This window comes from Pseudidiomarina salinarum, assembly GCF_000753715.1.
In the GTDB taxonomy this organism is placed as follows: domain Bacteria; phylum Pseudomonadota; class Gammaproteobacteria; order Enterobacterales; family Alteromonadaceae; genus Pseudidiomarina; species Pseudidiomarina salinarum.
On sequence record NZ_JPER01000004.1, the window covers coordinates 149002 to 161720 of the forward strand.

At 52.6% G+C, this 12719-nt stretch carries 13 protein-coding genes and 1 riboswitch; of the genes, 4 read left to right on the forward strand and 9 right to left on the reverse strand.

Annotated elements, in window-relative coordinates; genetic code table 11:
• Positions 1-10: 10 nt before the first annotated feature.
• The 3 genes from IDSA_RS08325 to IDSA_RS08335 all read right to left on the reverse strand — a co-directional run bounded on the left by IDSA_RS08325 (position 11) and on the right by IDSA_RS08335 (position 4459).
• The gene (locus tag IDSA_RS08325; RefSeq protein WP_051986183.1) at positions 11-2701 is read right to left on the reverse strand and encodes a bifunctional diguanylate cyclase/phosphodiesterase; all 2691 of its coding nucleotides are present in this window, start codon (positions 2699-2701) and stop codon (positions 11-13) included.
• 13 nt (positions 2702-2714) lie between these two features.
• On the reverse strand, positions 2715-3968 hold the full coding sequence (locus tag IDSA_RS08330; RefSeq protein WP_034775902.1) for an APC family permease: 1254 nt from the start codon (positions 3966-3968) through the stop codon (positions 2715-2717).
• A gap of 68 nt (positions 3969-4036) precedes the next feature.
• Positions 4037-4459 (reverse strand): organic hydroperoxide resistance protein, encoded by a 423-nt coding sequence (locus tag IDSA_RS08335; RefSeq protein WP_034775904.1) that lies wholly within the window; start codon positions 4457-4459, stop codon positions 4037-4039.
• A 126-nt stretch (positions 4460-4585) separates the two neighbouring features.
• Here IDSA_RS08335 and IDSA_RS08340 point away from each other — a divergent pair, with 126 nt between their 5' ends.
• Complete coding sequence (locus IDSA_RS08340; RefSeq protein ID WP_034775906.1) at positions 4586-5206, forward strand: glutathione S-transferase family protein; 621 nt, start codon at positions 4586-4588, stop codon at positions 5204-5206.
• A 22-nt stretch (positions 5207-5228) separates the two neighbouring features.
• A complete protein-coding gene (locus IDSA_RS08345) occupies positions 5229-5894 on the forward strand; it encodes a glutathione S-transferase family protein (RefSeq protein WP_034775908.1) in 666 nt (221 codons plus the stop codon).
• A 17-nt stretch (positions 5895-5911) separates the two neighbouring features.
• Here the strand turns inward: IDSA_RS08345 and IDSA_RS08350 are convergent, their stop codons facing one another.
• The 6 genes from IDSA_RS08350 to IDSA_RS08375 form a co-directional block, all read right to left on the reverse strand.
• The gene (locus IDSA_RS08350) at positions 5912-6109 is read right to left on the reverse strand and encodes a hypothetical protein (RefSeq protein ID WP_034775910.1); all 198 of its coding nucleotides are present in this window, start codon (positions 6107-6109) and stop codon (positions 5912-5914) included.
• 127 nt (positions 6110-6236) lie between these two features.
• Complete coding sequence (locus IDSA_RS08355) at positions 6237-7070, reverse strand: FkbM family methyltransferase (RefSeq protein WP_084694086.1); 834 nt, start codon at positions 7068-7070, stop codon at positions 6237-6239.
• A 15-nt stretch (positions 7071-7085) separates the two neighbouring features.
• Positions 7086-7334 (reverse strand): YkoF family thiamine/hydroxymethylpyrimidine-binding protein, encoded by a 249-nt coding sequence (locus tag IDSA_RS08360; protein WP_034775916.1) that lies wholly within the window; start codon positions 7332-7334, stop codon positions 7086-7088.
• A gap of 119 nt (positions 7335-7453) precedes the next feature.
• The gene (locus IDSA_RS08365; RefSeq protein WP_034775919.1) at positions 7454-7882 is read right to left on the reverse strand and encodes a hypothetical protein; all 429 of its coding nucleotides are present in this window, start codon (positions 7880-7882) and stop codon (positions 7454-7456) included.
• Between the two features lie 32 nt (positions 7883-7914).
• A riboswitch (SAM-I-IV-variant riboswitch) is annotated at positions 7915-8026 on the reverse strand.
• A gap of 85 nt (positions 8027-8111) precedes the next feature.
• Entirely contained in the window at positions 8112-9218 is a 1107-nt protein-coding gene (locus IDSA_RS08370) for a PepSY-associated TM helix domain-containing protein (RefSeq protein ID WP_034775922.1), read from the reverse strand.
• Between the two features lie 19 nt (positions 9219-9237).
• Entirely contained in the window at positions 9238-11391 is a 2154-nt protein-coding gene (locus IDSA_RS08375) for a TonB-dependent siderophore receptor (protein ID WP_232221285.1), read from the reverse strand.
• Between the two features lie 135 nt (positions 11392-11526).
• Between IDSA_RS08375 and IDSA_RS08380 the strand changes: the two genes are divergently transcribed.
• Both IDSA_RS08380 and IDSA_RS08385 read left to right on the forward strand, forming a co-directional pair.
• Positions 11527-12270 (forward strand): ZIP family metal transporter, encoded by a 744-nt coding sequence (locus tag IDSA_RS08380; RefSeq protein WP_034775928.1) that lies wholly within the window; start codon positions 11527-11529, stop codon positions 12268-12270.
• 25 nt (positions 12271-12295) lie between these two features.
• A complete protein-coding gene (locus IDSA_RS08385) occupies positions 12296-12715 on the forward strand; it encodes a secondary thiamine-phosphate synthase enzyme YjbQ (RefSeq protein WP_034775931.1) in 420 nt (139 codons plus the stop codon).
• The last annotated feature ends 4 nt before the right edge of the window (positions 12716-12719 follow it).

Consider the following 12719-nt stretch of genomic DNA (forward strand, 5'->3'; position numbering starts at 1 on the left):
CTGGACAGGCTTATTTAAGTGGCTCTTTACGGGCCACTTTTTTTTGCTCTTTTACCCAGTCAGCGAGCTTGTCCAGAGGCTGCGGCTTACAGAATTTAAAGCCCTGCATCAGCGCGCAGTCATGCTTCCGCAGGTACTCGTGCTCGGCATCCGTTTCCACACCTTCAGCAACCGCTTTAATACCCAGTTCCGAGGTCATGGCTAACACGCCCCGGGCAATGGCGGCGTTGCGCTGATTGTGGTCAATATTCTGCACAAAGCTGCGGTCAATTTTTAATATATTGACCGGCAGCGTCCCGAGATAACGTAAGCTGGCAAAGCCAGTACCAAAATCATCAATGGCAATGGAGAAGCCAAGTTCCTGCAACTGCTCAAGTTGCCACTGAATTTGCTCACTGTCACGTACCAGCACATTCTCGGTGATTTCAATAACAATTTCACCGGGCTTAATCGCAAAGTTTTCCACGGCGGCTTTAATCTTGTCGATAAAATCATCGCGGTAAAACTGGATGGGCGAAAAATTGACAGAAATGGTGGGGATGCCCAGCTCTTTCAGCCGCGCCCGATCCCCACAGGCCCGTTCCAGAACCCAGTCACTGATGGCAATGATCTGCCCGCTACGCTCAGCTAACGGAATAAATTCAGCTGGCGAAATAAAGCCGCGTTGCGGGTGTTGCCACCGGATCAGTGCCTCCACCGCAACAATCTCTTCCTTTTGATTAATGATTGGCTGATAAAACAACTCAAACTGTTGCTGATTAATAGCATCGTGAATAAATGCCCGCATCTCAACCTGCAGCTGCATGCCTTCGTCCATCGCGTGCGAGAACCACTGCCAGGCGCCACCACCGCGGTGTTTAGCTTCATACATGGCTACATCGGCCCGTTGAATCAGTTCCATCGGATGATGAAAGGGCAAGCCACTGTCAGCGATGCCCACGGTGGCCGACAGCGACACTTCAATATCTTCAATGCGATAGGGTTCATGAAATTGATTCAGCAGATGCTCAACCAGAGTGAGTACCTGATCACGATGGTCTAAGTGGCTGAGCACAGCGACAAACTCATCGCCGCCAAAGCGGGCAAGGAGTTCCTGCTTCGGTAACGCGCTACGTAACCGGTTCGCAGTCTGTACCAAAATGTCATCACCTATACGATGACCCAGGCTATCATTGATGGGTTTAAAACCGTCCAGATCAATAAAGAGAACATACACCTGGCAATCCGACTCATCACCGCACTCTGCCAGCGCCTCATCCAGGCGCTGTTCCAGTGCCGTGCGGTTGGGCAATCTGGTTAAAACATCATGAGCAGCATGAAAAGCCAGCTGTTCTTCACGGTTTACCCGCTCAGTAATATCCGTTTGTACGCCGACAAAATGGGTGATGACATTGCTGTCACCCGACACCGGAGCAATTCTTAGTTCGTTCCAGAACGGTGTTCCGTCCTTGCGATAATTACGGATAACGGTTCGGATCTCCCGCTGGTTCCGCAATGCCTCCCGAATCTCCTCTACGGTTTCTTCATCTGTTTCTTCCCCCTGCAACAGATTGCAGGATTTACCCATAAGCTCTTCTTCGCTGTAGCCGGTTATTTCGGTGAAGGCCGGATTAGCATATATGACAGGAAATCCCGGCTTATTCGCATCACAGATGAGAACACCATTTACGCTGGCTTCGACGCTGCGCTCCAGAACTTTCAGTTTCTTTTCTGTTTCACGCTGCTGTGTCACATCTCGCGCAATACCGTGTACACCGGTTACCTCTCCATCAATAAAGATTGGGGTATTGGTCACTTGAATAGTGCGCTTCTCGCCCCCCTTGGTGGTTAATCTGATCTCATAAGACTGAGCTTTACCTTTGGTCGCAGCTTCAAAATGTTTACGGGTACAGTCGCGGTCCGCCTCGTCCACCACCATCTCGTAGTGCTGACCGACCATATCCGCCTTGTCAAAGCCAGTGAGTGATCCACCGGCATCATTCATACTAAGAAAAACACCATCCAGACCCAGGGTAAATACAGGGTCAGCGTTATAGGTAAACAATGAACGGTGGTGTTGCTCGCTGCGCTCGCGGCGCAGACGCTCTTCATTCTGTTCAATGACTAAAGAAACTAAATCCCGACTGCGCTCAATCAAAGTACTTTCGGGTTTAGTGGGCCGGCGGTGGCTGCAGAAATAGACCGCAAAGGTACCAACGACTTCTCCCGTTTGAATGGCAAACACCGGGAATGACCAGGCAGCCCGCAGATTGTGTTTCTTCATCAGGCCCCGGAACCCATCAAAACGCTCGTCCCCCTTCAAATCCGGCACGATCACAGGCTGTCCGCTCAAAACTGCTGGCCCACAGGCGCCCGAGCTTTCGGAAATAGGGAAGTTCTGCAGCGCATCATAAAAAGACTGGGGAAATTGCTTTACTGCGACAGCGTTGAGCACATCTTTGTCATTGCCCACCCGCATTATGGTGCAGAAGGATCCCGGAATTTGCGACTCAATCAAGCCACATATTTCGTTTAGCTTATCGTTCAGGGATTTATTGGCCACCAGCGCACCAAGCGCCTTATATTTTGCTTCGAGCAGGCGCTCTAGCCGCTTGCGGGCGCGATTACTGCGAAACCAGCTCGCGCCAGCAACGATAACTGCGATGATCAAACCAACCACAACCAGGTTGGTTACTACCGGACTAAGCACTTCTGTCGGCATAAATGCCTCGCTTTTAAACCGGGCTATAGCGTGTCCTGTGCCATACCAGCCCGATAAACATGAGTGCAACTCCTGTAATGACTACGGTCAAATCTACAAAAACGGCTAACCCCAGACAACTCAACAGGCCTAGTACTGAAATCCAACGGGGAACAAAACGTTGCGCCGGTAAAATTCGCAGCGCCGCCAGGTTCGTTATGCTGTAGTAAATCAACACGGTAAAAGCGCTGAACGACCAGGCCAGTCGGAGATCGCCGATAGCCACCAGTACCATCATTACGGCAAAGGTCAGCCATACGGCCGCCGGAGCTGAGGTGCGCGCCGGGTTTAACAGCGCAAGCCCTCTGGGCAGATCATTGCGGCGGGCCATAGCCAGTATCACCCTCGATACCCCTAACAGCAAGTTAAGAATAACGCCGCACATAGCAATCAATGCTGCCAGGGTTACCAGCCAGCGCGTTACCCCGGCACCATGACCAGCTTCGATCAGATTCGCCAGCACAAAATCCTCGCTGCGGGTAAAGGCCGGATACTGCAGCAGGGCCCAGCCAATAGCCAGGTACACTAGGGTCACAACCAACATAGTAACCACAATAGCGCGCGGTATCACATGGCGGGGATTCTGTACTTCTTCACCCATGGTGGCGATGCGCCCATAGCCGGTGTAGGCCACGAATAGCAGCGCTGCTGCAGCTAATAGCCCACCGGGCTCGCCCTTAGGGATGGGCAGCTGCAGCTGGTCTGGTGCCGGCAGGCTGAAGCTGTAGCCGATGAAAATAAGCAAGCCCAGAATTGCGAGCCCTACCAGCACTGCATTGGCCTGGTTGGAGCGCCGTAAACCACCCAGTACCAGCAAAGTGAGCGCCAGTAACACCACGCCGCCAATCAGCTGTGTCAGCCATACCGGCCCGCCAAACCAGCCGGTAATGGCAAAACCGACCGCCAAAGCAGCAGTAGCCGCGGAGGCGCTTTTAGCTAAGACAAAAAGCCAGCCGGCAGTGAAGCCTAAATCATGGGTGAGAAATTCGTAGCCGTATTCGTAGGTGCCGCCGCTAACTGGGTGAATGGCGGCCAGCTGGGCACTGGATAAACCGTTGCAGGTAGCAACCAGCGCAGCCAGCAGGATGGCCCAGATGATCCAGTTACCGGCTAATTCAACGCCAAAACCGACGCTGACAAAAGCGCCGGTTCCGATAATGGAACCCAGGCCAAGTAAAATGGCGCCGGGTAATGAGGTGCTGCGAACTAATGACTGATGCTGACTCATGTCGTGCTCCTAAACCAATGTTTCAGTTTAGTTTATCAGCTCGCAGCGTCATTCATATTACAACTGGTTTAGCTGGAGGTATGGATGTTAAGTTTTACATCCACATTGCCGCGCACCGCGGTGGCGTAAGGACAAACTTTATCCGCTTTTTCGATGAGTTTATCGGCGGTGTCATCATCCATACCCGGTACATAAATATCCAGGGTAGCGGTAATAGCGAAGCCCGGCTCTTGCTTGCCGATGCCAACTTTCGCCTGCACCCGCGCATCGCCGGGAATCTTTATTTTCTCTTCTTTGGCGACATGCTTCATGGCGCCAAGAAAACAGGCGGAAAAACCAGCCGCAAACAACTGCTCGGGATTGGTTGCGCCGCCGGAGCCGCCGAGTGCTTCAGGTGGCGTCAGTTTTACATCCAGCAGGCCGTCATCGGATTTTGCGCGACCATCGCGGCCGCCAGTAGCAGTCACATTCGCAGTATATAAAATATCCATAATTACTCCTTGTTGTATAGTTAGTGAAACAAATCAAGGGTTCACATTTAAGCCTAGCACAGATTAGCTAACATGATAGGCTGAGAGGATTGCTGACAAACCACAGACCCATCGAAGGGAGGTTGTATGAAATTATATGAAACGGCTATCGCACCCAACCCACGCCGCGTGCGGATGTTTCTTGCCGAAAAAGAGCTGCTGGATCAGGTCGAGTTTGTTGAAATTGACCTGCTGAAGGGTGAGAACCGGACGGCGGAATTCGCCGCGCGTAACCCGATGAAAAAGGTACCGGTGCTGGAGCTGGATGACGGCAACCATATCGCCGAAACCATGGCCATCTGCCGTTACTTTGAAGCGGCCTACCCTGATGCCCCAACCATGCTCGGCGACACGCCGCGCGAAAAAGCCCTTGTGGAACAGTGGCTGCGCTGGGTGGAGTTTTACTTCTTTATGCCAACGGGCATGTGCTTTCAGCATTCCACCGGCTATTTCAAAGATCGCATGAAGCCCATTCCTGAGTGGGGCGAAGAGTGCCATAAAAATATCATCAGCTTTATGGAGTTTCTGAATAGCCAACTGGCCGATCGCGACTATATTTGTTGTGACCGCTTCACAGCGGCGGACATCAATGCCTTTACCACCGTTGAATTTGCGCGGGTTGTGCAAATCCGTGTGTCTGAGCTTGAGCTGCCTCATCTGCAGGAATGGTATCAGCGCATTAAAGGCCGTTCATCGGCCAGCGTTTAGTCCGAGACGAAGGAGGATTCATATGATTGACCTTTACACAGCGCCCACACCCAACGGCCATAAAGTCACAGTCACCCTGGATGAAATGGGCGTGGACTATAACCTGATTGCCGTCGACCTCGGCCAGAATGAACAGAAACAGCCGGAGTTCCTGCAGCGCAATCCGAACGGCCGTATTCCAGTCATTGTGGACCGCGATAACGACGATTTTGCGGTGTTCGAATCCGGTGCCATCATGCTTTATCTGGCCGAGAAATATAACAAGCTGCGGCCTGCGGATATGAAAGAACGCTCGCAAATGATGCAATGGCTGATGTTCCAGATGAGCGCAGTCGGCCCCATGATGGGTCAGGCAAATGTGTTTTACCGGTATTTCCCGGAGAAAATTCAGCCTGCTATTGATCGCTATCAGAACGAGTCCCGCCGGTTGTTTGAAGTACTGGATCGGCGTCTGAGTGAGTCAACTTATCTGGCGGGTGAGAACTTTGGTCTGGCGGATATTGCTAACTGGTGCTGGGTACGAACCTGGGACTGGTCAGGGGTTAGCCCGGAGGGCCTTACGCACCTGCAACGCTGGCTGGATCAGGTAGGCGAGCGCCCGGCCTGTAAAAGCGGTGTGACCAAGCCCGAGCGGATCAAAGATCCGGACGAGCTGGTCAAACATGCGCGGAACATGGTTCAAAGATAAAGGTTCAGCGCTAAGGCTTACTGTGCGTCCTGGCCACGTTGCTTGGGCGCAATCTGCTTGTCAGTCTGTGAATGATTATCGTGGGTCTTATTTGGCCGACGCTGATCTTCACGGCTCTGATTTTCTTTATCCTGCTTCGCCTGTTGCTGGCGACGCTCTTCTTCAGTCAGGCCTTCTTCATTTTTGCGGGCATTCGGATCGGTTGGGCTAGTCATAAAGTCTCCTTTCTCTTAGCTAACATTCGTGTGCCAATTTCTTAAGTGCTTTTCACGGGTAAGTATAGCAAAAAACGGCGCAAAAATTAAGGCGAGGCCAGTAAAGACGCGGCCTGATCAGCTTGGATCAGGCGCCGTGCAGGGGCTTCTTGGTGAATAATAAATTTCGCAGAAGGCCCCGTTTACCGGATAACGAAGCCAGGTAATCCATACCTTCCTTAACCGAATAATGCTGTACCTCGCCGTGCAGAATGTACATATCTGAGAAAAACCGGCCGATGTATTCCAGCAAGGCATCGCCGGTCGATTCATGGTTCTCCAGTAGCGATGGCGAATACTCGATATACAGCATCTCAGTGCGTTCCAGCGTGTCCTTCCCGCCTTTTAAAGCATGCAGCTCATGGCCTTCAATATCCATCACCATGAGGCTGACTGTATCTTTGTCGTCAGCTAACCAGGTGTCCAGCGTGACCATATCAACCGTTGGCAGGTCTTTAACCGGCTTCAGCGATATCGACGAGTTACCAGTATTTAGCGTATTACGGCGCACCGTCACTTCACCAGCTTCTGCCCCAACCGCTTTGTTATTCACCTTAGCGTTGGAGACCTGGTTCAGCAGTAAATTGTGGCTCACCAGTTCAAAGTTTGTCAGATCAGCTTCGAACCCGGTTACCCGCTCGCTGATTTTTGACAGCGGAATCAACAGCGAACCGATGTGAGTACCCACTATCACAATATGGCCGGCCTTACCGCCCAGATTTTCCGCCAACCACTCAATATCCTGGCGGTCATATTCGCCCTTATCAAGCAGCTTGCGGCCGACAGCAAAATCACCTGCTTCCACCAACAACATACCGTTCCAGGTATCCGCCAATACCGCCTTGCCATATTTAGACAAAACCTGATTGCGGAACGGCTGCCGCAGCATCCGCCCGACTCGCTTATGAAATCGTGTACTCATAAATACCTTACTATTTTATGGCCGCAAATCGCCGTGGAGGAACTTACAAACAAAGACGACCTTGCCATACTTTTCAAACGACCAGCGAATGCAGCCCTGCAGCGCAGCCATCACGTCGTCGTAATCACCAAACAACTGCGTACTCAGCGTATTGCTAATCACTTTTACTTTCTCGTGTTTGTTCAGTTCGTCAATAAAGCCTTTAATCGGCTCTTTGTACTCTTCCGCAAGTGGATACTTACTTACTTCAACCGTGAGTTTCATAAGTTGTCTACCTTTTACTGCCATCTAGTGTGCCGTTAAGTTTAGGTGCTGCGCGGGTCTGGCGCAATAAGAAGGGGAAACCTATTTGGGGCAATGCAAGCGCTCGAAAACCGGCAGATCTAATGCCGGTACAATTTGTCAGCTGAGCTAATCGCATCAGGTTCGTGGATTTCAAACCGCGTACCATCTTCGGATTCGACGCTACTGCTTATGGGTTCCAGTTCGCCTTCAATATTGAAGCTCGCCGGATTGCCGCCCGAATCGAATGTGGCTACAGGCTCCTGATCGATAACGAGTATATAGCCACGCACAGGACTATGCAGTGAGTGCGATGGATGGCTCTTGTCAGCAGTAATGACGGACTGGATCAATGAATAGTCTTTATCCTTAGCCAACGCAGAGTAATACTGCTCAAGCGAAATGGTCTCGATCTGACGTGAGCCGAGCATAGCAGAGAAGGTGATTTGTCGCGGTACAGGCTGCGTAAATACGCGCTTCAGATAAGCGTTAGGGGCGGTGGTTGGATCATAATCATGGGGTTGGTTCATGCGGTCTCTCCTCAGTAGTTAAAAAACGGAGAGCAATCTCTGATGATTCCTATTCTCATAATAGGCACATCCCGACTGGGAGTCGGAGGCCACCTTACCCGAAAGCAGGTTGGCGAGAGCGTTGCTCTTCTCTTGATGTTGCGGGTGGATTATAGACGTTTAGACGTCTAATTGTCAATTCCTACCGTTAGCTAAAAAGAAGCCTGCGGATTATGCAGGCTTCTGAAGATCACTTCTTGCGGGCGCGCTTGTTGCGGCGCTGGTACCAGAGGTAGGTGCCGGTGATGGCTAGCAGCAGCGGGATGACGCCGACAATACTCCAGATAACCTTCACGGTCATACCGCCCCAGGTGCCGAAGTGCAGACGGCGGAAGCTGTCGAGGGTTTTGGCACCGCTGCCCTGCTCATTCAGGTTGTAGGTGTTCAGATACTCGCCGGTGTGCGGGTCGTAATTCGATACGCTGCCGTAATTGCTGAGCAGCGGGTTCTCCGTTGGCGCGCGGCCGAATACAGTAAACGGCAATTCCGGCTCAAACGGAAATAGCAGATACGTTGGCTTGAAGCCCTCAATGCGCTGCTGGCTGTCGATCACCAGAGCGTCGATATTCAGATCATCTGAATACAGCCGCTCATCCATGATGTGGTGCTCGGCGCCAGCGCTATGCTCTTGCCACTCTTCGTAGTAAATCAGCCCGCTGTAGTAGCCGCCGGTAATACCCAGGATCAGCAGAATGGGAGAAGCAAAGGTGCCAAACATTTTGTGCAGATCGCTAAATACCATCAGCATTTGCTGATTCCAGCGCAGGGTAAACAGCCGCGCCCAGAAACGCCGGTAGATGATCAGCCCGGAGATACCCATGAACACCAGAAACAGCGCCAGAATAAAGCTGATGATCAGGCCTAAGTGCTCGTCCAGGCCCTTAATATCGTTCAGCAACAGCGTGTAATGCAGCTCCACCAGCCAGTCGGTCAGATAGTGGCCCGGTTCCGCAGGCTCGCTCAACACTTCGCCCGTATATGGGTTCAGATAGCTTTTCGACCATGCATCGGTGCCGCGCTCAATCACGAAGATGCGATCGGATTCATCATGGCCCTGCGGGAAAATCTCCCAGCTACCAATTTCATAGTTGGGCAGTTGCGCGTTGATCTGAGCAGTGAGCTCAGTTAATGGCAGACGCGGCTGATCGGTTGGCTCCATATAGGCCAGATCAGAGAGCAACCAGGCGTCGATCTCTTTTTTGAAAACAATGATACTGCCGGTCAGGCAAACAACGAGAAAGGGGACCATAAAAATGATCCCCGCCCAACCGTGCCATTTATGAAGCGTCTTTCGCATCAGTCAGAAAACCTGTCTTTTAGAATAAAAAGGTTAGCGTAGCTGAGTAGTTACGCTCGGCACCGTAGTAACCCTGAGTTGGCCACAACAGACTGTTGATGTATTTCTCGTCAGTCACGTTATTGGCGTTCAGGCTCAGGCTCCAGGCGTTGTTGAAGCGATAGCTAGCCATCAGGTTCAGGCGGCCATACGCATCCTGGCTCGTGATGATTTCTTCACCGGCATTGGCATACATGTCGCCAACGAGGCCCTGGAAGCGCGAAATACTGTCCTGCCACTGATAGCTCACCCCAAACTTCAGGTTTTCCATCATAGCCGGCGTATAGGTCACCGAGCCGCGGAACAGTTGTTCAGGCGTATAGTCTTCAACCGTGTCATCACCATCAACATCAAATACGGTGGCGGCAATGCTGCCCTGCAGGCCCGGCATGATTTCACCGGCCAGCTCGGCTTCAAAACCAGTGCTGTTCACACCAACTGCCGCGCGGTACACAGTCTCTGGTACGCCGGTGTTAGGGTTCATAACAGTGCCGTCAGCAACGGCCAGGTCCTTCTGTTCGGTGTCGAAGTACGCAGCAGACAGCATAGCGCCTTCAAAGAGTTCCATTTTCACACCCACTTCGGCGTTGGTGCCAGTCAGTGGCGGCAGCCGCTCGAAGTTCGCGTCCCGCTGGTTCTGCGCCATAAAGGTTTCGGTATACGACGCATATACAGTAGTGGCATCGCTGATGTCATAGGTCACACCAAAGTACGGAATAAACTGACCGTCATCACGCGATTGATCCACGCCGTAGCCGATACCGTCGGTAGTGAACTCGTTGTAACGGCCGCCCACTAACACTTTCATATCAGCGTTGATTGAAAAACGCGCCTGGGCATAAACGGCTTTCTGGGTGTTATCGATTTCACTGCCGGCCAGGCCGTCGGTGAACTCAGGGAATGGCGTGTTGCCGTTCCAGTCTGGCAGCGCCGGCATTGCCGGAAAGCCGTTGCCGGTATGGAAGTCATACAGCGACATGTCGGTGTAATCTAAGCGCGCATAGTTGGCACCGAATACCAGCTCGTGGCGTTCGCCGAAGGCAGCGAAACTACCGCTGACGTAAGCATCGAGGGTGTCCTGCTTGTCATCCAGGTCATACTCGCTGCCATAGCCCACCAGACCCAGTCCGGTCTCCGGGTCCAGGCCTGCGGCAGCGTCGCCCAGGTAGGTGTAGAACAAAAAGCTGTCTTCATCGGTGCGTACCCGATTGTAGGCCACACGCAGGTTCCAGTGCGCGCTCAATGCGGTTTCGATATCCACGAAGCTACGGCTTTCTTTTACGACCCAGGTAGACCAGTCCGCTGCGATGTTAGTTGAACGATCGAAATCGGTCGGCGTGCCGTCACCGTAATACAAAGTCAGCGCGCCCCACATGTTGCCGTCGGTATCGCTGTCGTGTTCGCTGTGGCCTAAAGTAATCAGAGTGTTCGCTGTGGGTGCGTAGTCAATTACGCCATAAACCACCTGCGTCTGGTTCTCATAGCGGTCCAGGTAGGACTCGCCTTCGTCACCAACCACGACCAGGCGGCCGCGCAGTGAATCGGTAAAGGCACCGGACACATCGCCCTCAAGGCGCTTGCCGCTCCATGAACTGACCGTAGCGTTCACTGAACCACGAAAATCAGAGGTCGGGCGCTTACGGATCAGGTTCACTGTAGCAGCCGGGCTACCCACACCAGTCATTACACCATTGGCGCCATGCACCACTTCGATGCGGTCATAAAGCGCCGCGTCCATGCGGCCGTGGGTATTACTGTTAATCAGCGGCAGACCCAGGCCATCAACCTGGAAGTTATTCAGTTCAAAGCCGCGCGACGAGAAATAAGTACGATCAGTTTCGACCTGCTCAACGTTGATGGTCGCGGAATTTTCCAGCGCGCTGTTCAGATCGTGCAGCGCGAAGTCTTTGAGCTCTTCGCTGGTGATCACAGTCACCATTTGCGGGGTTTCTTTAACAGTGATATCCAGCTTGGTGGCTGATTCCTGCTCTTCGATCAGGTAGCCGCTTTGCTGCTGACCAGTGATCTGCAGCCGCTCCATGACTTCATAGGTTTGTGGATCAGCAGCGTGAGCTACTGTGATAGAAATTCCGGCAGCTGCCATTCCTAAAGCGATCGCTGATAATGCTTTCACGGTGTGCACCCTTTCATTTTGCTGGTTAAAATTGATGGGGGCAGATATTAGTGTAAATGCGAATGATTCGCAATACAGAAAATGTGCTTTTTATCTACTACCCTTGGGGTATCGTTTTTTTAAACCGGGGCGAACATGAATGTAGAGGTTAACCTGTTTAGCGTATTTATTGCCGCGTTAATTACGGCCCTGGCGACGGGTCTGGGAGCCCTCCCGTTCCTGTTTACCCGCCGGGTAGGTAAGCATTGGCTGAGTATTGGGTCAGCGATCGCGGCCGGCCTGATGCTGGCCGCCAGCCATAGCCTTATCGCTGAAGGTTTTAACGAGGATACCTGGCTAACCATGCTCGGCATGCTGGTTGGCTTAGTGCTCATTGTGCTGGCTTACCGCTGGATTGATAGCCGGGGCTCACCCCATGTACGGGAACTGAAAGGCGCGGATGCCAGAAAAGCCTTTCTGATCATGGGGGTAATGATTGCCCATTCCTTTGCCGAGGGCGTGGGTGTGGGCGTGTCCTACGGCGGCGGTGACGAGCTCGGAGTGTTTATCACCACTGCGATTGCGGTGCATAATATTCCCGAAGGTCTGGCGATTGCGCTGATCCTGGTCCCGCGCGGTGTATCCGTACCCTGGGCTGCCTTCTGGGCGGTCGTAAGCAGTCTGCCGCAGCCGCTGATGGCTATACCGTCCTATTCCTTTGTCACCATCTTCCAGCCATTTTTGCCGTTTGGCTTTGGTCTCGCCGCCGGCGCGATGATCTGGATGGTGTTCGCCGAACTGGTGCCTGACGCCAAAGAAGATTTATCTTCTGAAAGCATGGGCGCGCTCATCGTGCTGGCATTTCTCGCAATGCTGGGGTTTCAGTTGATGATTAGCTAGTATTTGATTCGCCAGGAGGTCGACCATGCCGATTAAACAAAAAGAAATGACGCTGCGCGCCCGCTCGCGCGGTTTTCACATTATCACCGACGAAGTGCTGCAGGCGCTGCCGGAGTTAGGTGACATTAAGGCGGGGCTTTTGCACGTATTTATCAAGCATACTTCGGCATCGCTGACCATTAATGAGGACGCCGACCCAACGGTACGCGAAGACTTTGAAAGTCATTTCAATAAAATGGTGCCCGAGAATGCGCCCTACTATAAACATACGTTCGAAGGCCCTGATGATATGCCGGCGCACCTGAAGGCCAGCCTGTTAGGAAGTAGCGTGTCACTGCCCGTCAGCAACGGCAAACTAAATACGGGCACCTGGCAGGGCATCTACCTCTGCGAGCACAGGGACCAGGCGGGTGCGCGGAAGTTGGTTCTGACCTTGAGCTATTAGGTAA

Excerpts from the sequence above, each read along its gene's own strand:
- IDSA_RS08380 (WP_034775928.1), top strand. The coding sequence starts at position 11,527 with ATGAATGTAGAGGTTAACCTGTTTAGCGTATTTATTGCCGCGTTAATT.
- IDSA_RS08335 (WP_034775904.1), bottom strand. The coding sequence starts at position 4,459 with ATGGATATTTTATATACTGCGAATGTGACTGCTACTGGCGGCCGCGAT.
- IDSA_RS08355 (WP_084694086.1), bottom strand. The coding sequence starts at position 7,070 with ATGAGTACACGATTTCATAAGCGAGTCGGGCGGATGCTGCGGCAGCCG.
- IDSA_RS08330 (WP_034775902.1), bottom strand. The coding sequence starts at position 3,968 with ATGAGTCAGCATCAGTCATTAGTTCGCAGCACCTCATTACCCGGCGCC.
- IDSA_RS08340 (WP_034775906.1), top strand. The coding sequence starts at position 4,586 with ATGAAATTATATGAAACGGCTATCGCACCCAACCCACGCCGCGTGCGG.
- IDSA_RS08365 (WP_034775919.1), bottom strand. The coding sequence starts at position 7,882 with ATGAACCAACCCCATGATTATGATCCAACCACCGCCCCTAACGCTTAT.
- IDSA_RS08345 (WP_034775908.1), top strand. The coding sequence starts at position 5,229 with ATGATTGACCTTTACACAGCGCCCACACCCAACGGCCATAAAGTCACA.
- IDSA_RS08370 (WP_034775922.1), bottom strand. The coding sequence starts at position 9,218 with ATGCGAAAGACGCTTCATAAATGGCACGGTTGGGCGGGGATCATTTTT.
- IDSA_RS08360 (WP_034775916.1), bottom strand. The coding sequence starts at position 7,334 with ATGAAACTCACGGTTGAAGTAAGTAAGTATCCACTTGCGGAAGAGTAC.
- IDSA_RS08385 (WP_034775931.1), top strand. The coding sequence starts at position 12,296 with ATGCCGATTAAACAAAAAGAAATGACGCTGCGCGCCCGCTCGCGCGGT.
- IDSA_RS08350 (WP_034775910.1), bottom strand. The coding sequence starts at position 6,109 with ATGACTAGCCCAACCGATCCGAATGCCCGCAAAAATGAAGAAGGCCTG.
- IDSA_RS08325 (WP_051986183.1), bottom strand. The coding sequence starts at position 2,701 with ATGCCGACAGAAGTGCTTAGTCCGGTAGTAACCAACCTGGTTGTGGTT.